The organism is Maribellus sp. CM-23 (assembly GCF_021354595.1).
GTDB lineage: Bacteria > Bacteroidota > Bacteroidia > Bacteroidales > Prolixibacteraceae > Draconibacterium.
This window is the reverse complement of the sequence record NZ_JADWYJ010000004.1, coordinates 140,110-165,483: the sequence shown is the minus strand read 5'-3', so window position 1 is coordinate 165,483 and position 25,374 is coordinate 140,110. Positions and strand designations below refer to the sequence as shown.

14 protein-coding genes, 1 pseudogene and 1 riboswitch are annotated in these 25,374 nt (G+C 44.8%); of the genes and pseudogenes, 6 read left to right on the top strand and 9 right to left on the bottom strand.

The genetic code is table 11. From position 1 onward, the window contains the following. Nucleotides 1–63: 63 nt before the first annotated feature. Nucleotides 64–6,621 (top strand): annotated as a pseudogene (locus INQ51_RS14550) (MopE-related protein); the annotation flags it as partial. 360 nt (nt 6,622–6,981) lie between these two features. Further along, a complete protein-coding gene (locus INQ51_RS22640) occupies nt 6,982–8,052 on the top strand; it encodes a PKD domain-containing protein (RefSeq protein WP_317207967.1) in 1,071 nt (356 codons plus the stop codon). A gap of 201 nt (nt 8,053–8,253) precedes the next feature. Here INQ51_RS22640 and INQ51_RS14545 read toward each other — a convergent pair whose 3' ends face one another. The 9 genes from INQ51_RS14545 to INQ51_RS14505 form a co-directional block, all read right to left on the bottom strand. After that, a complete protein-coding gene (locus INQ51_RS14545; protein ID WP_233378698.1) occupies nt 8,254–9,582 on the bottom strand; it encodes a DUF5074 domain-containing protein in 1,329 nt (442 codons plus the stop codon). A gap of 26 nt (nt 9,583–9,608) precedes the next feature. Continuing rightward, on the bottom strand, nt 9,609–10,889 hold the full coding sequence (locus INQ51_RS14540) for a hypothetical protein (RefSeq protein WP_233378697.1): 1,281 nt from the start codon (nt 10,887–10,889) through the stop codon (nt 9,609–9,611). A 15-nt stretch (nt 10,890–10,904) separates the two neighbouring features. Beyond that, a complete protein-coding gene (locus INQ51_RS14535) occupies nt 10,905–12,062 on the bottom strand; it encodes a YncE family protein (protein ID WP_233378696.1) in 1,158 nt (385 codons plus the stop codon). Further along, complete coding sequence (locus INQ51_RS14530; protein WP_233378695.1) at nt 12,059–14,104, bottom strand: TonB-dependent receptor plug domain-containing protein; 2,046 nt, start codon at nt 14,102–14,104, stop codon at nt 12,059–12,061. The genes INQ51_RS14535 and INQ51_RS14530 overlap by 4 nt, the downstream gene beginning before the upstream one ends. 107 nt (nt 14,105–14,211) lie before the next feature. Next, nucleotides 14,212–14,401: riboswitch (cobalamin riboswitch) on the bottom strand. Nucleotides 14,402–14,573: 172 nt separating this feature from the next. Beyond that, a complete protein-coding gene (locus tag INQ51_RS14525; RefSeq protein ID WP_233378694.1) occupies nt 14,574–15,587 on the bottom strand; it encodes a dihydroorotate dehydrogenase-like protein in 1,014 nt (337 codons plus the stop codon). 236 nt (nt 15,588–15,823) lie between these two features. Continuing rightward, nucleotides 15,824–18,118, bottom strand: a complete 2,295-nt coding sequence (locus INQ51_RS14520) for a sodium-translocating pyrophosphatase (protein WP_233378693.1) — start codon at nt 18,116–18,118, stop codon at nt 15,824–15,826. Between the two features lie 441 nt (nt 18,119–18,559). Next, the gene (locus INQ51_RS14515; protein ID WP_233378692.1) at nt 18,560–19,114 is read right to left on the bottom strand and encodes an OsmC family protein; all 555 of its coding nucleotides are present in this window, start codon (nt 19,112–19,114) and stop codon (nt 18,560–18,562) included. 168 nt (nt 19,115–19,282) lie between these two features. Then, nucleotides 19,283–20,146: a helix-turn-helix domain-containing protein gene (locus INQ51_RS14510; RefSeq protein ID WP_233378691.1), complete on the bottom strand. Its 864-nt coding sequence runs from the start codon at nt 20,144–20,146 to the stop codon at nt 19,283–19,285. Nucleotides 20,147–20,339: 193 nt separating this feature from the next. After that, nucleotides 20,340–21,095 carry a class I SAM-dependent methyltransferase gene (locus INQ51_RS14505; RefSeq protein ID WP_233378690.1) on the bottom strand — a complete coding sequence of 252 codons (756 nt, stop codon included), beginning with the start codon at nt 21,093–21,095 and terminating at the stop codon, nt 20,340–20,342. A gap of 68 nt (nt 21,096–21,163) precedes the next feature. Here INQ51_RS14505 and INQ51_RS14500 point away from each other — a divergent pair, with 68 nt between their 5' ends. From INQ51_RS14500 to INQ51_RS14485, 4 genes are all read left to right on the top strand, one after another. Then, on the top strand, nt 21,164–21,952 hold the full coding sequence (locus tag INQ51_RS14500; protein ID WP_233378689.1) for an AraC family transcriptional regulator: 789 nt from the start codon (nt 21,164–21,166) through the stop codon (nt 21,950–21,952). Between the two features lie 188 nt (nt 21,953–22,140). Further along, nucleotides 22,141–22,905, top strand: a complete 765-nt coding sequence (gene map, locus INQ51_RS14495; RefSeq protein WP_233378688.1) for a type I methionyl aminopeptidase — start codon at nt 22,141–22,143, stop codon at nt 22,903–22,905. A gap of 137 nt (nt 22,906–23,042) precedes the next feature. Further along, nucleotides 23,043–24,449, top strand: a complete 1,407-nt coding sequence (locus INQ51_RS14490; RefSeq protein WP_317207966.1) for an aldehyde dehydrogenase — start codon at nt 23,043–23,045, stop codon at nt 24,447–24,449. 99 nt (nt 24,450–24,548) lie between these two features. Beyond that, nucleotides 24,549–25,367: a metallophosphoesterase gene (locus INQ51_RS14485; RefSeq protein ID WP_233378686.1), complete on the top strand. Its 819-nt coding sequence runs from the start codon at nt 24,549–24,551 to the stop codon at nt 25,365–25,367. The last annotated feature ends 7 nt before the right edge of the window (nt 25,368–25,374 follow it).

Genomic DNA, 25,374 nt, shown 5'->3' with positions numbered 1-25,374 from the left:
CTTCGCTCCATTTCTTCAACATTGGACAGATAAAAGATAAGGTGTTCTATAAATTGATGGGTTATGAAATTATTTTACTTGCTTACATTTTTTATGTTGCTGTGCGGCATTGGCTTTGCCGCTGAGCCAACTACTCCCTCGAGCAATCTGGTTCCCAGTAACATTCAGGGGAACTCGATGTATGTGAACTTTACAAAAGGTAACGGCGCTTACCGAATAGCCATTATGAAAATGGGATCGCCGGTTACCGCTGTTCCTCAAAACGGATCGACTTACAATGCCAACAGTACATTTGGAAGCGGGCAGCAAATCGCAACCGATGAGTTCGTGGTATATTCAGGTGCTTCAACAGGATTTACCATTAACGGATTGGTGGCTGAAACCGAATATCATTTAGCCATTTATGAGTTTAACGGTACCAGTTTCGACACCGAGTACCTCACCTCCAGCTACCTGGCAGATACGGTTACCACCCTCTTCGCCCCGGAAGTTCAGGCTACATCGTTCCAGATCTCGAACATTAACGGAAACTCAATGGATCTGAACTGGATCCGTGGCGACGGTAATGCAACAATTGTATTATGCAAGGCAGGTTCTCCGGTCGATGCCAATCCCGTTGAGTTGATTTCATACAAATCCAACACGGCGATGCACTACCGCGGCATAAACGAAGCATCGATTATCGGAAACGGAAATTTTGTCGTGTATAAGGGAACCAGCGGTTCATTCACTGTCACAAATCTTTATCCTGATTCAACTTATCACTTCGCGGCCTTTGAATACAACGGCAGTTCCGGCCCCGTGTATCTAACAACAAATCCGGCACGTGCGAATACTACAACTTTAAGTAATCCCACTGTTGCCTCCACCAACTTGCAAACTTCTGGTTTGATCGAAGGCGATCAGTTACAACTAAGCTGGACTCCGGGAAATGGGACACGACGTATTGTTGTTGCCCGTGAAGGTGCACCGGTGGATGCACTTCCGCAAAACAATATAGATTACAAAGAATCGTCGTATTTCGATCAGGCAGATTCGATTGCTCCCGGGCAAAAAGTGGTGTACGACAACGCCTACAACAACTGCTATATACACAACCTAAAAGCGGGAACTACTTACCATTTCGCAGTTTTTGAATACAGCGGATCCGGCAACAAGATCGGCTATTTAACCAGTGAATTCCCGACACACAGTGAGTCCACACAAGCAGTCCCTTCGGTAAATGTCAGTAATATAGATACCGTTTCCGTCAGCGCCTACCTGGCACAACTAAACTACACTCCCGGTAACGGAATGGGCAGAATTGTTGTCATGAAAGAAGGTGCTCCGGTTGATTATGTCCCGACACAATTTGTTCGGATTTCTTCCTGGAACAGTACCTTTGGTTCATACGGACATGTTGGAAACGGGAATTATGTGGTTTACAAAGGAACTGATACTACCTGTTTTGCCGGATTAAGTCCGAACAAAACCTACCATGTTGCAGCATTTGAATTTAACGGGACCAATTCTCCGGTGTACGCCACCACAAACGTTGATACCTTTTCATTTACAACAAAATTACCTCCACCACCAACCGAGCCATCCCGTACGCTGAACTTTTACTCCATTGAAGGAAATTCCATGCGTTTGATGTGGACTCCCGGAGATGGTGACAGGCGCATAATTCTTGCTCGAAAAGATTCTGCCATTACAGCTGTTCCTTCCAATGGAGTACAGTATACGGCCAACCGAGCCTTTAATTTAGCACCCGAAATCGCACCCGGGCAAAAAGTAGTTTACGATGGCACCGGTTACTATGCTGATATCGACAGCCTAGAAATAGGCACAAGATATTATTTTGAGGTAATTGAATACAACGGAAGCGGAGACATCAGTAATTACCTGCTAAGCGAAACGCTTAAAGGGGTAAGATCAACAGCTGCAGCTCCAGAAACTTCCGCCCGAGACATGCACTTTAAACTTATCACACTCGACAAACTTCGAATCTACTGGACACCAGGTAGCGGCGGGCGAAGGCTGATTCTGGCCCAGGCCAATGCACCCGTTGACGGAGTTCCGAAAAATTTGAAAACCTATTATGCCTCCACCTACTTTGGTGGCGGGGCAAAAATCGGCGACAACAGTACCATATTCAGTTATACCTATTCCGGAACGGATGGCAATAATATGGATACAGTCTATACCGAGATCACCAGCATCGATCCCGGAAATACCTACCACTTTGCCATTTTTGAGTACAACGGAATACAGGCCCCCGTTTACAAACAGATAGATCCCGAGATCGGCTCCTTTACCGTGACTTTTGAACCTCCGGCACCTGCTACCGATTTCAGAATAAACAGTACTGATGGCAACCAGCTTGGATTAATGTGGACGAAAGGAGCTGGTGACAACCGAATCATCATTGCCCGCGAAGGACAACCGGTTGATGCAGTTCCGCAAGATGGAGTGGATTATGTGGCCAACGAAGATTTCAGGCTTGCTCCCGAAATAAGTCCGGGACAAAAAGTAATTTACGACGGCGCCAGCTATTTCGCCTATGCCAAAGGATTGGGGACCAACACACAGTACTACTTTAAGATTTTTGAATACGGAGGAACAGGAACAGACATCGATTACCTCACTTCGGCCCATGACTCAACGGATGGATGGACTTACGGCCCTCCTACCATACAAGCTTCCAACCTGGCAGTTAGCGGAATTACCCCCGAATCAGGGAATGTATCGTGGACAAACGGGAATGGACAACGCCGGATGGTGGTTGCCAAAAAAGGAAGTCCGGTTAGTGTTGAACCCAAAGATACAACCACCTATTCGTGGAACCAGTATTTTGGAAGAAACGGTCATTTGGGCGATCAGAACTATGTGGTTTACAAAGGAACTGCCAATAATTTCACCATGCTCGACCTCGAAGGCGGAACAACCTACCATCTGGCGGCCTATGAATACAATGGAAATGTTGGTCCTGTACTTTTAAGGCCTCCGTTAACCGGAAAATTCACCACACTCGGGCCTCCGCAGGAAAATGCGCAGGTACTGGATGCTACCCTGATCACAAAAAATTCATTCCAGATCAATTTCCTTCCGGGAAGCGGTCAGAAAAGGATAATTGTAATGCGCGAAGGTTCTCCGGTTGATTCAGATCCCGTTGACAATGTAAATTACATCGAAAACACTTACCTGGGCGCCGGAGATTCAATCGGTTCGGGCAATTATGTTGTATATGATGGCGAAGACGACAACATTATTGTAACAGGCCTTACTGCCAACCGTACCTATTATTTCTCGATTTATGAATACAACGCATTCAACGGAGGAACAATCGTAAGCTATCTTATCCCAACAACTGCAAACGGCTCTGTTACAACGCTACCCGACAATATTCCACCGGTGCTGGATTCCATCGAAAACAAAACCATAAATGAATTCGAAGAACTGGCATTCAATGTAACGGCAAGCGACGACGATTTTCCCCCTCAACAGTTGACCTATACTTTGGACAATGCCTCACTGGCCCTGGGAATGACCATTGACCCAAATTCAGGGGCATTTTCCTGGATTCCTTTAGAAGAACAGGGAGGAACAGATTATACCGTAACGGTTACAGTAACCGATGATGGAAATAACCCGGATACACTGGCTGACACCGCGACATTCACCATTTCGGTTGTCGAAACCAATTCACCGCCAACACTTGATCTGGTGGATGATCAGTTTATTGATTTTGATTCGACGCTGACCTTAAATTTCGCAGCAACGGATCCCGATATTCCGATCCAGTTACTTTCGTATTCCATAAACCAAGCTGCTTTGGATGCAGGAATGATTTTGAATTCGTCTACCGGAGAATTTAGTTTTACTCCGGTTGCAGCACAAAGCGGACTGACTTACGACGTTGAGCTAACAGTCGCTGACGATGGCCTCAATCCATCCAATCTATCCGACATTGTGTATTTCAAGATTGCCGTTTTGGAAGATACAATTGCTCCGGTAATTAGTGCTGTAAGTAATATGACAGTAAACAATGATCCCGGCCAGTGCGGCGCTTTGGTAGAAATCATTGCTCCGTCGGTCACCGACAACCGGGATGAAGTCACAGCCACCGGAACAAGAAACGATGGGTTGGCCTTCAACTCAGAATTCCCTGTTGGTGAAACCCTCATCTTTTGGGCAGCTGAAGACAATTCCGGAAACAAGGCCGATACTGTCACGCAAAAAATTACGGTTATTGATACCACCCCACCTGCGATTGTAAATCTACCGGCTGATATTTCAGTCTCAAACGATGCCGGGTTGTGTTCTGCCCTCGTAACCTGGGCAGAATTGCAAGCCACAGACAACTGCGCTATGGCGAGCCTGGCAAGCAACTTTTCTTCAGGTGCATCTTTCCCTGTCGGGATAACAAGCATAATTTACACTGCCGAAGATATTCATGGAAACATCCGGGTTGATTCGTTTAAAGTAACAGTTAACGACACGGAACAACCGGCTCCTGATATTCCTGTATTACCATTGCTTTCTGCCGACTGCAGAATTACTGCCTGGACTGCTCCCACAGCGACAGACAACTGCGGTGGGCAAATTACGGGAGTTCCGGATTTAACTTTGCCAATCGATTACGACACCACGGTTACCTGGACTTTTGCTGACACCAATGGGAACCGATCGTATCAAACACAGGAGATCAAGATCCTTCTTGGCATTCGCACCTGGTATGTGGACAGCGACGGAGATGGCTACGGCGCTTTCGGAACAGATTCTTTGTCGTGCGAAACGCCTGCCGGTTATGTTTCCAACAACCTCGATTGCGACGACTCTGATATAACTGTTTATCCGGGAGCACCCGAACTTTGCGACGGAATTGACAATGATTGTGACGGAAACATACCTACCGATGAACTCGATGCAGACAACGATGGTTTTTCGGCCTGCAACGGTGACCTCGATGACACTGACCCAACGGTTTTCCCTGGTGCAACAGAAGTTTGCGATGGCAAAGACAATAACGGCAATGGCCTGATTGACGAAGAAGTTGGCTCCGTTTGGTATGCCGATGCTGACGGCGATGGATTTGGTGATGAAAACATTGACTCGATGGCCTGTTCAGCACCTGATGGCTTTGTTGAAAACAACCTCGATTGCGACGACTCAGATATCACCGTTTATCCGGGAGCACCCGAACTTTGCGACGGAATTGACAATGATTGTGACGGAAACGTACCCGCCAATGAATTGGATGCAGACAACGATGGATTTTCTTCCTGTCAGGGTGATTTGGATGACACTGACCCAACCGTTTTCCCCAATGCTCCGGAAATTTGCGATGGAAAGGATAATGATGGTGATGGCCTGATTGACGAAGAAGTTGGCTCGGTTTGGTATGCCGATGCTGACAGTGACGGATTTGGCGATGAAAACATTGACTCGCTAGCCTGTTTCGCACCCGATGGCTTTGTTGAGAACAACCTCGATTGCGACGACTCTGATATCACCGTTTATCCGGGAGCACCGGAACTTTGCGACGGAATCGACAATGATTGTGACGGTAATGTACCTACCACTGAGCTAGATGCTGATAATGACGGATTTTCTTCCTGTCAGGGTGACCTCGATGACACTGATCCGACCGTTTTCCCAAATGCAACAGAAGTTTGTGATGGCATCGATAATAACGGCAATGGTCTGATTGACGAGGGAGTTGGCTCCGTTTGGTATGCAGATGCTGACGGCGATGGTTTTGGCGATGAAAACGTTGACTCGCTGGCCTGTTCCAGACCCGATGGCTTTGTTGAAAACAACCTCGATTGCGACGACTCAGATGTGACCGTTTATCCGGGAGCACCGGAACTTTGCGACGGTATCGACAATGATTGCGACGGAAACATACCTGCCAATGAACTAGACGCAGACAATGATGGATTTTCTACCTGCCAGGGTGATTTGGATGACTCTGACCCAAGTGTTTTCCCCAATGCACCGGAAATTTGCGATGGAAAGGATAATGACGGTGATAATCTCATAGACGAGGGAGTTGGCTCGGTTTGGTATGCCGATGCTGACGGTGATGGATTTGGCGATGAAAACATTGACTCGCTGGCTTGTTCCACACCCGATGGCTTTGTTGAAAACAACCTCGATTGCGACGACTCTGATATGACTGTTTACCCGGGAGCACCGGAACTTTGCGACGGTATTGACAACGATTGTGACGGAGTCGTACCTGCCAATGAGCTAGATGCAGATAATGATGGATTTTCTTCCTGCCAGGGTGACCTCGATGACACTGATCCGACCGTTTTCCCCAATGCAACAGAAATCTGTGATGGCAAAGATAATGACGGTGATAATCTCATAGACGAGGGAGTTGGCTCGGTTTGGTATGCCGATGCTGACGGTGATGGATTTGGCGATGAAAACATTGACTCGCTGGCCTGTTCTGCACCCGATGGTTATGTTTTCAACAACCTTGATTGTGATGATACTAACCCGTCAATCAATCCACTCGATAAAGACGCTGACGGAGTTAGCAGTTGCGATGGCGACTGCGATGATACCAATCCAAATATTTTCCCGGGAAATCCGGAAGTTTGCGACGGCATCGACAACGATTGCGACGGAGAAATCGACGAAGACGTCCAGACTTTTGCCTGGTACGCCGATGTAGATGGTGACGGTTATGGAGATGTGGCTGTTGATTCTGTCTCATGCCGACAGCCGGAAGGTTTTGTTGCCAATGCAGATGATAACTGCCCGGACACTTATAATCCTGATCAGTTGGATTCCGATGAAGACAATATTGGCGATGTGTGTGACGATACTCCTTATATCATAGACTGCGTATTGAGTGAGTGGAGCGAATGGAGTAACTGTAGTGCCGAGTGCGGCGATGGAACACAATTCAGAACAAGAACAGTACTGCAACATCCCTCGAATGGAGGAACTCTCTGCGGGGACACCATTGAGTACAGACCTTGTAACATGGGGGCTTGCGAAGGAGATTGTCCGGTTTCAGTAGAAATAGTCTCACTCACTACTCCTATTGATCCGAACCCGGTGGGAACTGAGATTATTGCCAATGCCGAATGTTCCGGAGCAATTGCAGAGCTGGAATGGAACTGGGGTGACGGCTATTTCACTCATCAAAATTCTTCTGCACAAACATCCACTGCTTCTCATACCTACAACGAGCCGGGAGTTTACCGCATTGAGTTGATCGTTAGCGATACATGCGGCAATTTAGATACGATGCTTTCCGACTATATCCCGGTTTATGACCCCGATGGCGGATTTGTAACCGGGGGAGGTTGGATCTGGTCTCCGGCAGGTGCCTATAAAGAGGACATGACACTTACAGGCAGAGCCAACTTTGGTTTTGTGGCCAAATACAAAAAAGGGAGTAACGTTCCGGTGGGACATACCGAGTTTCAGTTCCAGGCCGGAAACCTGAAATTCAACAGTTCGACTTTCGATGCCATGCGACTTATTATTTCAGGAGCCAAAGCCCAGTTTAAAGGAGTAGGAACCATTAATGACAGTGGCAATTACGGGTTTATGATTTCAGTTATTGACGGAGCCCTTAGTGGCAGCAGCGACCTCGACAAATTCAGAATAAAAATCTGGGATCTTGATAACGATGGTGCGATTGTTTACGATAACAACATTGAACAGACCGACGAAACAGCAGAACCGGCAACGGTGGTTAGCGGCGGTTCGGTCATCATCCATAAACCCAAAGGAAATAAATCAGCCAGCATAGCGTCTCCGGAACTCACCGCCACGCAGAGCATCGAAATCAAGGTATGGCCCAATCCATTCAATGAAAGGGTCGTATTTGATTTCACCGCAGTAGAAGCCGGACCTGCTTTGCTTGAACTTTACAATGCATCGGGGGCAAAAATCAATACTTTGCTGAGAAGGCATGTAGACGAAAACGAAAAAGTAACCGTCGAATACATTCCTTCGAATGTTGCTACGGGAGTTATTATTTACCGTTTGCAACTTGGCAAATCGGTGTTTACCGACCGGCTTATTTACGACAAGCGACAATAACAACCATTACCCATCAAGACAGGCCGTCCCGGAGTGATCCGGCTGACGGCCTCTCATTTTTATGCTGAAAGCACAACACCTGCTGCCTGTCAAAATGAAAAGAGGTGATCTTTCTCTCTTACAGAAATCCTTGGTAAAAGAAAAAGAGGAACAACCAAAAACAGGTCATTCCTCTCGTTGAGTAATGGATCAATATGGCGCTTAGCGGAAATTATCTGTAAAGAAAATCCCGGCAGGGAAATTTGTATAATCTTTAAAATCTTTCACCAGAACAGGTGTTTCGCTGCTAAAGTTAAACACGGTAATATCGTTGATTAAAAAATCCAGACCGTAGCCTTTAATCGTGTTAAAGTACACTTCTCCGCTTATGGGGTGAACTCCCAGATTGTTGTACACAATTCCTGCGTTTTCGATGTGATTTTTCACATCCGTCATTTCTTTTGTTTCCCCGGTTTCCAGAATGTGCCGGTAAATTTTGGTAGATGAACTAAAATAAACAGTGTCTCCTTTGGCGCCAATGGCCGGAGACGCTCCCCATCCCGCGCTGATTCGTACATCCGCCACTTCATTTTGCTGAATGGTACTGTTATCGGCCGGATCGATTTTTAGCACGTACGAAGGAGTTCCGTTGCACGAAACCAGCAGTTTATCATCGGCAGAACGAACGATTCCGGAAAGTGTCCCCGGCAACTCGATTTCGCCTTTTAGCTGGCCATCCTGCAAAACGAATACTTTCTTTCCGGCAGGCACAAAAACTTTTCCGTTTACCACCGCCATCCGGTTTTTCATGGCTCCCGATGTGCCGTCGACAAAAGTTAGCTCTTTGCTTTCGAGGTTCAACAAATATACCCCGGCATTATCCCGGATGTAAGCACTGTTGCCAACAACAGCCACATGGGTCGGCCAGCTTAGCGCCTCCAATTCTGCATTGGAATATGCCACTTCTTTTTCGAGTGTTTCGGCATTCGCCACCACCAACATTCCATCTCCACCAGCACGGTCACCATTCTGAGCCATGATGTACATTTTACCATCGGCAATAAAAAGATCTTGTGTTGAATTTCCCAATTCCGATCCATTCACTTTTTGGTAAACACTATCGGTTGCAACTCCTTTTGAGCTGATAAAAATAAGCGTGCCATTCTCCGAAGTCATGTTGCCTTCGTTCAAAACCCAAACACCATCGCGGTATTTTCCAAAAACACTGACTGAAAATGTTGTTGAGTATTCTCCTCCAGCATTCGAAGCTTTCAGTACAATCTCATGGTTGCCTACCTCACCGGAAACAAAAGCCAGGGTATCGCCTGCTTCCACCACTTGGTTATCGATCAGCCACGAATGAGTAGCTTCCTCACTACTGTTAATTTCGGCAATCAGATACAGGGTATCGTTTTGGGCTATTTCCTCTCCTCCCCCGAGGCTCTTGATATTTGCACTTGGAGGATTCGGTAAAATTGGATCATCATCGGAACAGGAAAGTAAAGTGATTCCGATAAAAAGTGCCGCCAGTAATTTCAAATTTTTCTTCATATCTGTTTTTAAACTCTTGAATTATTTTATTCGTCTTTATCTGCTTCAAGCAAATGTAAATCTTCGGCCCCGGCCACTTCGGTGGAGCATTCTCCCAGCCATCCGTTTTCCTGGTTAACACCGCAGTGCACCCTTACAAAATCAATTCCGGGCAGGTGTACTTTGTTGCCGTCTTGGTCAATCGCCCAATCGATGTCGATGCCTGATTTTTCATGACCGTTTGGATAGTTATCGGCATAACCAAAGTCAAAAGCATACAAAACAAAGTAGCTCCCCTGACCGCTTTCGTCAACACCATTCTGAGGCAAGAGTGTACCTTCCAGTGTATAAGAATCGCCATCAATCCACGCAGGGAAATAAGGCTGCCGGTGAAAGGCATTTTTTACTTTGTACCCTGAATTTCCGCGGTTATCTTCCCAGCGGATGTATTCCGCTATCGCCCCTTCTGCCTCTTCTTCGGGCCTGAAATAAGTGATCTTGTATTCGCGCTCCAACTCCATATTATTGCCAGCCTCTTCGGCCATCGGATACCACGGTTCGCTTGTTTCCGGATTATGCGCACTGCCGGCTATTTCATACCATTCATCCGCATCGGGCTCATTATTCTTGTTCCTGTCATAAGCCACCATAATCACTCCCGGCTCACAACTTCCGCCAAACGGAGCATCGGGGCGCGGATTGGATGCCGCCCCAAAGGCATTGCCTCTTACCCGGAAATCATGCTTGCCCGGAATATTGGCCACCGTATGGTCGAAACCAAAAACCACGTAGCCCCCAAAACCACCAAGCGTAATCATGCTTGCTTGTCCACCCACCAAGGCCTCGTTGACTTTCGCAATCATATTTTCCTTTGTATCCCCTTCGTCGTATTTGGGAAGCTTGTTTACAAATTGCCCGATACCCGGCAAATAATCATGAACCTGCGACAGGTAAGGACTAAACGGCTCTTCTTCCTGCTCAACCGTAACGCGGGTATACAAGGTATCCTTCCCCGTTTTATCGCTAACCAGGAGTTTTAGCCCGTACTCTCCGGTTGGAAGCACAATAAAGTCAAGTTCTGCCTCATCATGTATCACTGAATCTTTTTCACCGTCAGGCGTTTCGATCAGGCGCCATTCAAAACTTGCATTGTCAAAACCGGTTATTTCGGGTTTAATGCTCAGCACCGTTGAACGGGTAATGGTGTAACTCTCGTTTAACGAAATCTCAGAAACGGGTTTTACATCCTCCTCATCGGAACAAGCTACCATACCAGAGGCAGCAACCGCGGCCAAAAGCCAGCTCAAAAATCGATTGGTCTTTCTCATTTTTATGTATTTATGTTAATCATTTGTTTTTATCAAGGCAAAATGGGCAGGGATATCGCCCGCACGAACACTCCATTTCCGGGTTCCGTGCCGGTCGAAACAGTACAGCATCCCCGGCGTTACATAGTTCCCGGCATCACTAAGAAAAATATCACCGTTTTCGGGGTGTACCATCACTCCGTAGGGAATCTCAATTTGCTGTTCAGAGCCATCGTTTATAAAATTCCGGGTGACAACTTCGCGGGTTTGGGTGTTTACAATGGCGTAGGTAATCTCGTTCGAAAAAGTAATGTAACTCCAGGAAACACTGCATACATACAGCGAATCGCCGTGCAACCAACAGCTGCTTACCGGCACCTCAAGGGTATCGGTCACGACCTGCTTCTCGGCATCGATAAAGAACAAACGCGGCGGCAGTTCTTTGTAGTCGCCACGGGAACTTACCCATAGGTTACCCCGTTTATCAGCCCGTATGCGATGCAGGTTGTAGTCGACATCAATGCGCGTTTCTTCCGTAAAACTTTCGAGATCGATAACCGAAACCGTACGTTCGTAATTCTCCGTACTTCCGGATCCCATGTATCCGCCCGAATTCGCCACGTAAATTTTTCCGTTTGCAATAGCGAGCTCGTCGGGCTGAAATCCTACCAGACACTTGCCGACCACCTCCAACGTAGCTGTATCAACTTTGGCCACAAAGCCAAGCTGGGTATAATCGGGGTTGATCTCCACCGGGCCGGCATAGGAAGTTACATACGCATATTTTCCGTGAAAAAGGATGTAACGGCAGTTGGGAATTTCGATTTGCCCAATGCGAACCGCAGTCTGCGCATCCAGTACCTCTACCTTGTTCGACACGTTGATGACCGCATAGAGTTTCGAGCCGTACACCTGGAGGTCGTTGCCCACGTCACCTAGTTCTTTGGGGACATTGGGATTCACCTCAGCATAAATGTTGCGCTTGTAGGTGCCCGATTCGAAATCATAAAAATCGAGGGTCGATTTATTGCTTCCCATATTCCCTTCGTTCAACAGGTAAAATCCGCGGTATTTTCCTGTTTCTCCTGCATCAACATCGATGTTGTCTGCGGAAAAAAGTTCCACATCGTCGCGGCACGAAAACAGGATCAGGACCGACAACAAACCGATCATTCGTAAAAATAATTTGCTCATAATTCAAATGTGAGAGTGATTTTGTAATTGCGTTTGGGCATCGGGTAGTTTAACACCACCTCGTAATCCTGGCTTAGCAGGTTACTCACTTCGAGGGCTATTTTCAGGTTGGATTCCTTTAGACTGAAATTTTTCAGAAGCGACATATCATTCGTGTACCAGGGCTGCTCATAATTTTCGCGGATATTGGCAGAATTGTGGTAACGCTCGCCCACATAAATAAAGCTGTAATTAAGCTGCCAGTTTTGGTAGCCTCCCGATACAATGAGCGAACCACTGTGCCAGGGAATGTACGGTATTTGCCCGCCCCAGGTAATCTTTTCCAGTTCCGGGTTTTTACGGCGCGTAAAGTCCTGTGCTTTTTGATAAGTATAGGTACCTTTTACATGAAACAGCACGTTGCGGGGCAAATGAAAAACAGCTTTTGAAGAAACATCGAGACCGCGAATTTCAACTTTTCCAAGGTTCATCATCATCCAGCGATACATTCCACTTCCCTTCGGAACAGCCACAATTTTATTTCGCACCTCGTTGTAATACCCGTCGATCTGCAACTCCCAGTGAGCCAACGTTTGCTGCTCATAGCTTTTTGAATACTTTAGACCAAGGTTGTACTGATGGGTGAATTCGGGTTGCAACTGAATGTTTCCGATATCGGTGTAATACAAGTCGTTAAAAGTCGGCATCCGAAAAATATGCTTATAGAAAGCCCGGAAGCTTAGGTTTTGAGCCGCGAAAGGCGCGTATGAAAAGAATACGGCAGGAGTAAATTCTTCTTTATTGGGAGCAGAACCGGCCTGATTTGCCGTGTTTTTACCGGAGCTAATTTTTTCATTGATCAAGGTAGCCAAGATACTGGCCTGCGCTTTTATTTTTCCAAGATCGATGGCAGTTGCAAGGGCTATTAACGTTGAGTTGCGTGTTGGGTAAACCATGTCATCCAGATCAGATTCCAACCAGTTTCGCTGAAAGTCGGCAGAAAGTGAAACATCCCAAAACCCGGTAATGGCGTACTTTTGCGCCAACGAAACATAGGCCTCGCCTTGCCGGAAGGTATTGTCAATGTACATCAGTGTGGTGTCGGGGTTCAGGTAACGCATGCGATCGTTGGCAAACTTAAATTTCAGCATCACATCGTATTTGTCAGTTAGCACTTTCCGCGCTCCTCCCTGGACAAAGAAGTTGGTATCCCACTGGCGCTGGGCGTTCATCCACCGGTTATTGACAATGGCTCCGGGAATTCCCCGTTCCGAATCGTAGAAATAGGTTTTCAGTTCCCAGTTCCCGTCGTTTATCCGGCCATACAAACCAGCCTCTACGCGAAAGGCATAAATGTCCCCGTTTGTCCGGATGGCAGTTGTATCGTAAGCCACCTCGTTGCTGCCGGGCAATACGCGTTTGTAACGAAACTTGTATTTCCCCGAAGAATAAATATATTCGGTATTCAACGAAGCGCTTACTGTCTCGCTGAGCTTGCGCTCGTATAAAAAAGAAGGATTGACCAAATCAAACGAACCGGTACGGAACGTGGCTTTCAGATGCTGCTTTTCCTGTTTGTTAAAATGCGGACGCCGGAACCTTAAGTAAACAGAGCCGGAAGATCCGTAGTCCCTGGCCGGTTGAAAGATGTCGCTTTTTTGTCCATTGTAGAGAGAAATACTTTCGATGTTGTCCAGCGAAAATTTGCCCAGGTCGATTTGTCCGTTTTGCGCATTCCCCAATTGGATCCCGTCGTAGAAAACCCCCATGTGGTTGGTTCCCATGCTACGGATATCCACCGTTTTCAAACCTCCTACGCCGCCGTAGTCTTTCAACTGCACACCGGCAAAATAGCGGATGGCGTCGGCCACAGAGAAACTGTTAAGTGCTTTAAGTTGCGCCCCTTCGAGCTGCTGCGCCGGGATAATGGCTTTGGCAGAAGTTTTTGCGGCTGTTATCCTCACCTCGTCAATGTGCTGCACACTATCCAATTTGCTTTGCGCAATCAGACAAAAAGGCAAGAATAAATAAAGCAGCAATATTAAAGAGAATTTTCTGTTCATTGTCTAATTCCTGAATATTACTACTTCCAGGAAATGACCAATACAGAACAGAAAAGCAGTTCCGAAGAAGAACTTTTCTTTCTCTAAACTTTAGTCCCCGAAAGTTTAAAAATTATGTTTTCACTGGCAGGTTTTCTGACTTGCTCATCTTGTACACCTTCCCATCCGTCAAGCGACGAACAGTGGTTCTTCCAGTACAAGACCTTTACTGAGCTTACAGCAGCGGGCCTGTTCAGGATTTTCACCTGATTCCCTCTTAGCCATACAAACGATGGCACCAATGTTGGGGCAAAACTATAATATTATTTTGATAAAAAGAGAATGCCCGGGCAGGAGTTTCCAACTTAAAACACAACACTCTGTTTATGAAAAGTTTGCAACTCCCCCTTTTCATAACATTCCGGATAAGGGCAAAAAAAAGCTGCCAACAACGATGTTGCGGCAGCTTAACTTTATAGTATAAGTTCTGTTATACCATCGGGTATTTTTTGAAGATCGCTTCTGAGCGCATCAGGATATCCACATACTGCGCACGCTGATAAGTAAACGGATCTTTCATATTCTTGCGAGCCAGTTTTCCGCGGAAATCAGCCAGCGATTTGTAGCCTTTGTCATCCATCCAGCGGTTGATGTCCATCAGAATATCAGAAACCACTGACGGCGAATTCCGGTAAATGGTGCTTACCATTTGTACCACATCGGCACCGGCCAGGATCATTTTTATCACATCGTTAGCATCGTAAATACCGCGGTTGATACAGATACTGCCTTCCAGGTTACCGTGCAGCAAACCGGCAAAACGCAGCCCCACCATGTGGTCTTTCGGGTTGCTTAGTTCCCACGGATAGAAATATTCTTCTTTGTCGATGTCCACTTCCGGCTGGAAAAAGCGGTTGAATAAAACATAAGCATCGGCACCGGCTTCATCCACTTTTTTGATAAAGTTCAACGGATTGGTGTAGAACAAACTCATTTTCACACTTACCGGGATGCTCACCGCTTCTTTTACGGCCTTTACAATTTGCACCTGTTTGTCTTCGATCGATTCGCCGGTAACTTCAAAATAACCGGGAACGGCATACAGATTAAGTTCCAGCCCGGCCACGCCTGTTTTCTCCAGCTCTTTGGCGTATTCCACCCAGGTGGGTTCGTAAATGGCATTTAAGCTGGCAAAAACCGGAACGCTCACGCTTTTTACCAGTTTCTCCAAATTGTAGAGGTGTTCTTTGGGTCCGGCGTGTTCGAGCCCCGGGAAAAGACTTGTCATTTCGGCATTGCGGTTTTCATATTCCGAAAGCAACTCGTCCATCTGAAGACCTTCCAGCTGAATCTGCTCTTCAAAAAGCGAGCGGTAAACAATGGCTCCAATTCCGGCTTCTTCAATCTGCTTGATCACTTCAGGTTTTGTTACCAGGTTACATGCTCCGAGAATAAGTGGGTTTTTTAACTGAATACCCATGTAGGTTGTTGATAGATCTGCCATAATGTATCGTTTTTATTGATTTAACTCTTTTTTGATAGAGGAACTTAAATTACAAATATTTTGTTCATGAATTACACGAAAATTAACTCCCGTTTTGAAAAATAAGCAATCCATCCCGTTCAAAGGCACCCCTTCTTCGCAATCACTATGCTGAAACACATTCACAATCAGCCATAAAAACAAAGAGCCGCTGATCGTTTGACCAGCGGCTCCTGCTATCGTTATTTAAAATGCTTTTACAGCAAACTTAATGTTACGGTTAACCCGGCCATTACTACCGAAACCATTGTCATTAATTTGATCAGGATGTTCAGTGAAGGACCTGAAGTATCTTTGAACGGATCGCCCACTGTGTCGCCAACCACACCGGCTTTGTGCGCCTCGCTGCCTTTACCACCGTAGTTTCCTTTTTCGATGAATTTCTTGGCATTGTCCCAGGCACCACCGGCATTGTTCATAAACACTGCCAGCGTAAAACCAGCTGTAAGACCACCTGCCAGCAAACCAATAACACCGGCTACGCCCATGGCTGCACCTACAATTACCGGCACGATTATGGCCACCAACGATGGCACCAACATTTCGCGCTGTGCGCCTTTAGTCGAAATTTCCACACACTTTGCATATTCCGGAGTTCCGGTTCCATCCAGGATACCTTTGATCTCGCGGAACTGGCGACGTACTTCTTCCACCATTGCACCGGCAGCCCGGCCAACGGCTTTCATGGTCATCGCACTAAACAGGAAGGCCATCATCGATCCCAGAAAAAGCCCTCCCAGGAACAATGGGTTAAACAGTGTGATGTCGTAAGCTGCCGAGAAATCTTTTACTGAGGCAGCCGATATTTTCACCGCTTTCATTCCGTCGTGAACGGCCGGTGCCACATCGTTGTAGAAAATGTATTCACCTTTGGTAATAAAACCTTCACCCGCTTTGGCAATTTTTCCAAACCACAAGCGCACTTCTTCCATGTAGGCAGAAATCAGCGCCATGGCAGTCAATGCTGCCGAACCAATGGCAAAACCTTTACCAGTTGCGGCCGTTGTGTTACCCAGCATATCGAGTGCGTCGGTGCGTTCACGAACTTCTTTTGGCAGTTCAGACATTTCGGCATTACCTCCTGCGTTGTCAGCAATCGGGCCAAAAGCATCGGTTGCCAAAGTAATTCCCAGTGTAGAAAGCATACCCACTGCGGCAAAACCAATTCCGTAAACGCCCATTGCAAACTCACTGCCACCTCCGGCAGCCCAGAAAGCGCCCATAATTCCAAGAACAATGGTTACTACCGGCACCCAGGTTGAGCCCATTCCCACAGCAATACCGTCGATAATGGTAGTGGCAGGTCCCTGTTGCGCCTGTTTGGCAATACCTTTTGTCGGGCCATATTCATCTGATGTATAATATTCGGTAGCCTGACCAATGATAACACCGGCAGCCAAACCAATTACCACCGCGCCAAAAACACCCCAGGTAATCCAGCCTGCGTATGCCAGCCCTACCATGGCCAGCAAAATAAGCAATGAGCTACCTCCTGTTCCCAGCAACAAGGCGTTCAACAGGTTTTTCTGAGTAGCTGATTCTTTGGTGCGTACCATGAAAATTCCGACAATGGAAAGGATGATACCCAGTGCCGCCACAATCATTGGAGCGGTAACTGCCTGAATGGCGCTTATGCCTGTTTTTTCGAGTGCAATGGCAGGAAGTGCAGCCCCCAGAGCGGCAGTTGCCAGAATAGAACCGGCGTACGATTCGTAAAGGTCGGCACCCATACCGGCCACATCACCAACGTTATCACCCACGTTATCGGCAATGGTAGCAGGGTTACGCGGGTCGTCTTCCGGAATACCGGCTTCCACTTTCCCCACAAGGTCGGCGCCCACATCGGCAGCTTTGGTATAAATACCACCGCCTACACGTGCAAACAAGGCTTGGGTAGAAGCCCCCATTCCGAAGGTAAGCATGGTAGTTGTAATCTCCACCAGTTTCTGATGTTCGGTAGTTCCGGCATGAACAAACTCAAGCCCCAAAAAGTGCAGACCACTGGTCATGTGCTCCGGGGTAAAAACGATCTCGCTTAAAAATAAATACCAGGCTGCAATATCGAGAAGTGCAAAACCCACTACCACAAGTCCCATAACAGCACCGCTTCGGAAAGCTACCTGCAAGCCTTTATTGAGCGACTGCGAAGCTCCGTGAGCAGTACGTGCCGATGCAAACGTAGCGGTTTTCATACCCAGGAAACCACAAAGGCCCGAGAAGAAACCCCCGGTAATAAATGCAATCGGGACAAACGGGTTTTGGACTTTGAAAAAAGCCATAATGGAAAGTAGTATGAACAGAACCACAAATACGATTCCCACTACTTTGTACTGACGCTTCAGGTAAGCCATTGCACCGTCGCGAACGTACTGGGCAATTTCTTTCATCCGGTCGGTACCTTCCGAATTCTTCATCATCGATTTGAAGAAAATCCAGGCAAACACCAGCGCCAGAATGGAGGCGATGGGTACTAGAATAAAAATACTGTTCATAAGATGATAAATTTTTAGTGTAACACTGTTACGGTTTAGATTTCAACGTAATATTATATGATTGCAACCACCCTGTTTTTCGACGGGCAGTGGTCAGTTTCTTTCCTCCGGTTCCTAAGACAAAGATAAATCTTAGATTGAATTGCTAAAGCTTTGCACCTACTGTTTCTTCCTGATTCAGTATAAATTAACAATACTTTCGGGTCTTTTATTCTGTAAAAAAGTTAGTGAAACTTTGCTGTTTTTTGAAACAAATGGATGTGTTTTTACAACAAATAATACGATCTTCGGAAATTTAGTTTTTGGCAGCAACAAAAAATCAACTTTCCAAGACAATCATCTTCCGAAAAACAAGACCGGCATGCAACAAAAAACCCCGCATTTTACTGCGAGGTTTTTCACCCATTCAAGAATGCATCATTTTTTATATACCATGAAGCTTTAGTTCACCGCAACCTGAACATCGGTTGGGTTGATCAGCGTGTTAAATACCGGCGACTGTTTGGCAAAGCTGAGTAGCTGTTCTTTTTCTTCTTCGGAAGCACCTTCAATGTTGAATTTCACACGAATCTGGCTGAATTCCTTTGGAATATCGGGGTTCATTCCCAAAAATCCCTGCACATCCACGTCGCCTTCAATACTGGAAGAAACCGCTGAAACTTCAATTCCCTTACCTGCTGCCAGCAAAACCATTGCCGTGGTCATGCACGCAAGCAAACCGTGTAGTAATATTTCGCCGGGATTTGCACCTTTGTTCTCGCCCAGCAAAACCGGTGGTTCGTCGTTGTCGAAAACAAACGGAGTTTCCCGCGAAGTGTCTTCCTGGCAGGCGCCGTAAAATCCCTGCACAAAACTTCGGTTGTGTCCGCCCGAAATCCAGGTGTTGGTGGCACGCAATTCAAATTTTGATACTTCAGGATTTCCCTGGATGGCTGCTACTGTGTTCATGATTCCTTCGGTGCTGAAGCCGTTTACTGTTTTTACTGTTGTTTCCATCTTTAATTGTTTTTATGGTTTACTAATCAAGTACAATGCAAAGATAGGTCGGAGCAACGGGCAGCAGGTAGGCACAGCGGTTCACAAAATCAGCAGAAAAGTCCAAATGAACTTTTTACCGTATTTCACGATTGTTTTTCAGCAAAAAACGGAAGAAAAAAATGGTCATCACGCTTTTACCGAACGGTACTGAAGCGGGGTGCAGTTAAATCTTTGTTTGAATACACGGATAAAACTTGAAGGCTCTTCAAATCCACAGTCAAACGAAATTTGCCCAACCGCTTTGTCCGAAGTTAGCAGCAGATGCGCTGCAAAGTCGAGCCTTTTTTGGGTGAGCCACTTCCCCGGCGATGTGCCGTAAACCGAGTTAAACACCCGTTTAAACGAACTCAGGCTCATGTTGCAAAGCGTTGCAAACTGTTCCAGTTTCAGGTTGTAGGCAAAATTCTCTTCCATTACCTGCCGAAGTTGTGTGCTTTGGTCTTTATTGAGTGAATTCAGGTAACGGGCCACCTCGGTGTGCAAGGGACGCGTAAAAATATTCAACAGCAATTCCTCGAATTTATGGATCAGCAGATTCTTATCGGGAAGCAACTGGGCACCCAAAAAAGTGGCCAGCGAATTTACGTAGGCTTCCAGGTATTCGTCGAGCTGAATACGGATTACCGAGTCGGGTTCAGCCACCTGCTGCGGTAAGCTTCGGATAACACTGGAAAACCGGCTGGTGAATTTTGTGATGAAATCGTCGGGGATAAACACCATTAACGCGCAGTACTGCTCTTCGAAATACTGATGCACCAGGTTGGCGCCTTTTCGCACAAACAACGAATCGCCGGTTTGCACCACATAGTCGTTGTAAATGCTGCGCCACATCTTTTTACCACTGGTTACAAACACAAAATAATTGGTATCCGACCAGATACCTGCCTTCGTTTCCTCGGCCATGCATTTGTACTCGACAAACAAGAGGTCGTCGATGATCAGCTTTTTGTAGAAATTGTTATTCCGGATAAATGAATGAAGATCGAGCATTTTCTGTCAATGTATTGTTTCCAATTAAGTTAGGGCAAAAAATCAAAAACTCCTAGCTCTCTTTTTCCGGCCGGTAGAATAAAACTGCACACAACAATTTGCAATATGGAAGGCTATCACCCGCCACATACAAGCGACCATTGTGCTTCATTCCGAAAAATGCCCTTCAATTAAAAAGGGCATTAAGAACATGTCAGTTGTTTGCCGAGAAAATATGAATTGGATAATGTAAATTATACTCATCGTTTGTCTTTGTTACATTTATCCCTAAGTCATTTACGCCAACATCAGCGACAATCATTTTCTTTAAAGCCTCTGGATCGCCTGGGAACGAAGCTTCAAGTTGTTCTTTGAGTCCAATTTGCATAGAATAGTAATCGGTATTCAAATTTTTGAAACCCGCCTTTTCAAAAAGAACTGTGAACTCGGTCAACGAAAGCGCAGCTACGTGAGAACAATCCCTGTTTTTTTCCATTTCATTATACTTTTTAATCTTGGAATCTGGTAAGGACACATCAACAACTATAACTTTTCCGCCAGTTTTACAGACCCTTTTCATTTCAGACAAAACTTTGAAAGGATTTAAGAAATGATGGAAGCCGAATCTTGAAACAACAATTGAAAAGCTCCCGTCATCATAGGGTAAGTTTTCCACATCCCCTATTTGCCAGGTAATATTTTTAATATTCTGTTTCGACTGTAATTTCTTTGCTTCATCAAGCATTCCCTGAGTCATATCAATGCCTGTTACATGCCTGGTGTATTTCGCAAACTCGCAAGAAACAATGCCCGACCCGCATGCAATATCCAAAACATCATCTTTCCCGGATGCGGAAGATAGTGCAATTAGCTTCTCTAAAGAATCGCTATGCGAGCGTATCGACGAGTATCCACTTGCTTGTTTTGTGAATTGCTCTACAATGTTTTTGTGGTGATTTTTAGTGTCCATAATCTAATATTTTAATTTTCAACAAATTTCAGAACTTCCGCCAAAGTCCCAATTACTATATTTGGACAATGAATATTGATTATAAGACAAGCCTTAAAATAGACTATGGTTTTGAAGTAAACCCGTTGAGACCGGTTACCACCTATTCGGAAGAGATCCAGAATGCTAAATGTGCAAATTCGCACGCACACCCAAGAGCTCAAATCATATCATGCAGTTCCGGTATTACGGAGGTTGTGACAAAAAATAATATTTGGATAGTTAACTCGTTACAAGGTGTTTGGATTGCCAGTAATGAAGAACATCAGGTTTATTTCCCCAACAATGTAAAAGTAGTTACAGCATTTATAGATGAATCGAAACTGAATAACTTACCAAAGAGTAGTTTCGCTTTTGAACCTTCCAGTTTTTTAACCAGTCTTTTAGAAAAAATAATATCCTTTTCCAACCCAAACATTTTTACTCAACAACATAGTAGAATTATAGAGGTCTTTCTGGATGAACTTTCTACTTTGACACCCAGCAAAACTTTTCTTCCAACCAGCCAAGACAAAAGTATAAAGATCGTACTGGATGCCCTAATGAATGAATTGTCGGACAAACACACGATTGATTACTATGCAAGTAAAGCATTCGTAAGTCCAAGAACACTTTCAAGGTTATTTCATAAAGAACTAGGGATGAGTTTTGGAGATTGGAAGATGCGTTTGAAATTAATGGAAGCCGTTAAGCAATTAGGAGAAAAGAAAAGTGTTAAAGAAATTGCATTTGAATTAGGCTATGAAAATGTTAGTTCATTTATAGCTACTTTTAAAAAACACTTTGGAAAAACGCCGACAAATTACATCGTGAGATAAGTACGAAAACATAACAACGGCTATAAGAAGTAGTGCTTTCATGTTTTAACGAAAGTGAATTTTATAAATTTAAGATCAGTATAAACCTGAAAAGATAGTGCTAAAAAATCCGTTACTTTTCATATACCACCATCAGGGCAAGAACCACCCACGCCGTCAAAATGTTTAGCTAAAAAACATAAGTATATATGACCATAACAACAAAAAAAGAATTGGCTGGAATGCAAAAAGCAAGCGAAGCGGTTGCTTACACACTAAAAGAAATGATAAAATTTGCTCAACCGGGCATGACGACGAAAGAACTTGATGAACAGGGGGCAAAGATACTTTCCGGGTTTGGAGCCAAATCAGCACCTAAGCTTACCTATGGTTTTCCCGGTCATAATTGTATTAGCATTAATAATGAATTTTGCCACGGGATACCCTCTAACAGGAGAAGTTTGAAAATAGGTGATTTAATAAACATTGATGTTTCTGCTGAGTTAAATGGATTTTGGGCAGACAATGGAAGCTCATTTGTTTTGGGAGAAGACATCAATCAACACCAGGGACTAGTGAATGCGTCCAAACATATTTTAAAGGCGGCTATTGACAACATAAAAAGTGGCGTGCGAATTTCGGACATCGGACACTTAATGGAAAGCGAAGCAAGAAAAAGAGGTTACAAAGTGATTAAAAACCTGGGAGGACATGGAATTGGCAGAAGCCTTCACGAACAACCAGATGAATTGCTTAATTACAGAAACAGGTTTGACCAAAGAAGATTTACAAAAAACTCAGTAGTTGCGATAGAAACATTTATTGCAACAACATCTACGTATGCTGACACGCTGAATGACGGCTGGACAATGGTTGGTGACAGAGGTGGATACATGGCACAGCATGAACATACCATTGTGGTAACAGATAAAAAACCAATAATCCTGACAAAAATGAATGGGATCTGGAATTAATAAACGAAATTCAAGCCATATAAGTAAACTACAAACAAACGTACACCTAAAAAATGAAAACAGCTGCCATAAAAACCGGTTCCCAAAACGCTTCATTAAGCTCTGGGATATGGCCTCGAAAATAGTTTTTTAAACAGATTACCGTTATTAAATCAAGACAAAAACCAGACATGGAAATAAACGAAATAATTGCCAGGCAAAACGACTTTTTTAATTCAAACCAAACAAAGGATTTAGATTTTAGAATTGAGCAACTAAAAAAGATTAAAAGCATTTTAAAAGAAAACGAAGATCTACTTTACAAGGCTATTTACGAAGATTTCCGAAAGTCAGAATTTGAAACGTATGGCTCTGAACTGTCATTGTTGTATCACGAAATAAACACTTTCGTGAAAAACATAAAAAAGTGGAGCAAACGAAAAAAAGTATCAACCGGGCTGGCCAATTTCCCTGCTAAAAGTTACATCATTCCGGAGCCTTTAGGAACAACATTGGTTATCGGTGCATGGAACTATCCGTATCAACTTTCGTTAATGCCGGCCATAACATCGCTTGCAGCAGGAAATACAGTACTGTTAAAACCAAGCGAACTTCCTTCCAAAACATCAGAAGCAATGGCCAAAATCATCAATGATAATTTTCCAAGCGATTATTTCTGCGTACTTGAAGGGGGAGTAAAACAAACAACTGAGCTTTTGGAATACCGCTTTGATAAAATATTTTTTACCGGCAGTATTCCTGTTGGCAAAATAATTTACCAGGCCGCCGCAAAACACTTGACACCCGTTACACTTGAGCTTGGGGGAAAAAGTCCAACTTTTGTACTTGCGGATACAGATATTAAAGTCACAGCCCAACGAATTGCCTGGGCGAAATTTTACAATGCCGGTCAAACCTGCGTTGCTCCCGACTATATTCTTGTTGAAAAATCGATAGAAAGGAAGTTTCTGGAGGCATTAAAAAATGAAATTGAACGATACCATAAAAGCGATGAAAATGAGATTGCCGAAAATTACACCCGGATAATCAATACCAATAATTTCGACAGGCTTACGAAACAAATTGACAAGGATAAAATGTTCTTCGGTGGCAAAACGAACAGGGAAGAGAGATTTATCAGCCCCACAATTTTGCAAAACGTTACGTTTGAAGACAAAATAATGCAAGATGAAATTTTTGGGCCAATCCTTCCGGTGATATCCTTTACTGACCTTGATGAAGCGATAAAACGGGTAAAAGAAAGACCCAAACCGTTGGCTTGCTACATCTATTCAAAAAACCGAAAAGCGATTGATAAGTTACTAAAAGAAATCTCTTTTGGCGGAGGTGCAATAAACGACAGTTTAATGCAATTGACCAACAGTAATCTTCCATTTGGAGGAGTTGGGTTAAGTGGGATTGGAAGCTATCACGGGAAAGCAGGATTTGACACATTTACTCATTACAAAAGTATATCGGATAAACCATTCTGGCTTGAACCCGCTATAAAATATGCTCCTTACTCAGCAAAAAAAATGAAGTTGATTAAATGGTTTTTTGAATAAAAATAACAATGTCTGGTCTGCTTTTCTGATTGAAAAAAGTGGATGCAACAATAAAATAGGCGTTCTTTGCCACCAGTAAATAAACATAAAAAAAGCACCATGATTTCCCGACTCTATAACTACCTGCTACTTGCCTTGTTTGTTCTCGTTGTTTCCTGCGCAGAAAAAAAACAGCAGCCCTTTTCGTTTGTTCAGTTATGCGACACCCAGCTGGGATTTTACCCCGAAGGCTATCAGCAGGATGTGGAAAAATTCAAACAGGCGGTGAAGCAAATCAATGAACTCAAACCTGATTTTGTGGTGATATGCGGCGACCTTGTGAATATGCCCAACGACAGTTCGTATTCTGACTTTAAAGAAGTTATGGATGGTTTCACAATGCCCTGCTATGTTGCCCCGGGAAACCATGACGTTCAAAATACGCCCAACAGCACAAGCCTAAGCTATTACCGCGAAACGATCGGGAAGGATTATTTCGAATTTGAAAACAAAGGTTATTCATTTATTGTGACCAATTCGCAATTATGGAAAGCAAATGTGGAAAATGAATCAGAAAAACACAACCTCTGGCTTAAAGAAACGCTTAAAAATCAGGGACTTAAAAAGCACCCCGTGGTTGTTATCGGGCATTATCCATTATACACCAAAAATCCCGATGAAGAAGAGGCTTATTTTAATCTTCCATTGGCCAAGAGGCAGGAGTTGCTCTCCTTGTTTCAGCAAAACAACGTTAGCGCTTACCTATCGGGGCACACCCACCAGCTAACCCTTAACCAGTACGAGAACATTCAATTGGTTGGCGGTGAAACTACCAGCGTAAATTTTGACAAAAGGCCTTTCGGATTCAGGCTTTGGCAGGTTACGCCCGATACCTTAACGCAAAGTTTTGTGGCCTTGCAACTTGAAGTTGCTCAATAAGGCAGGC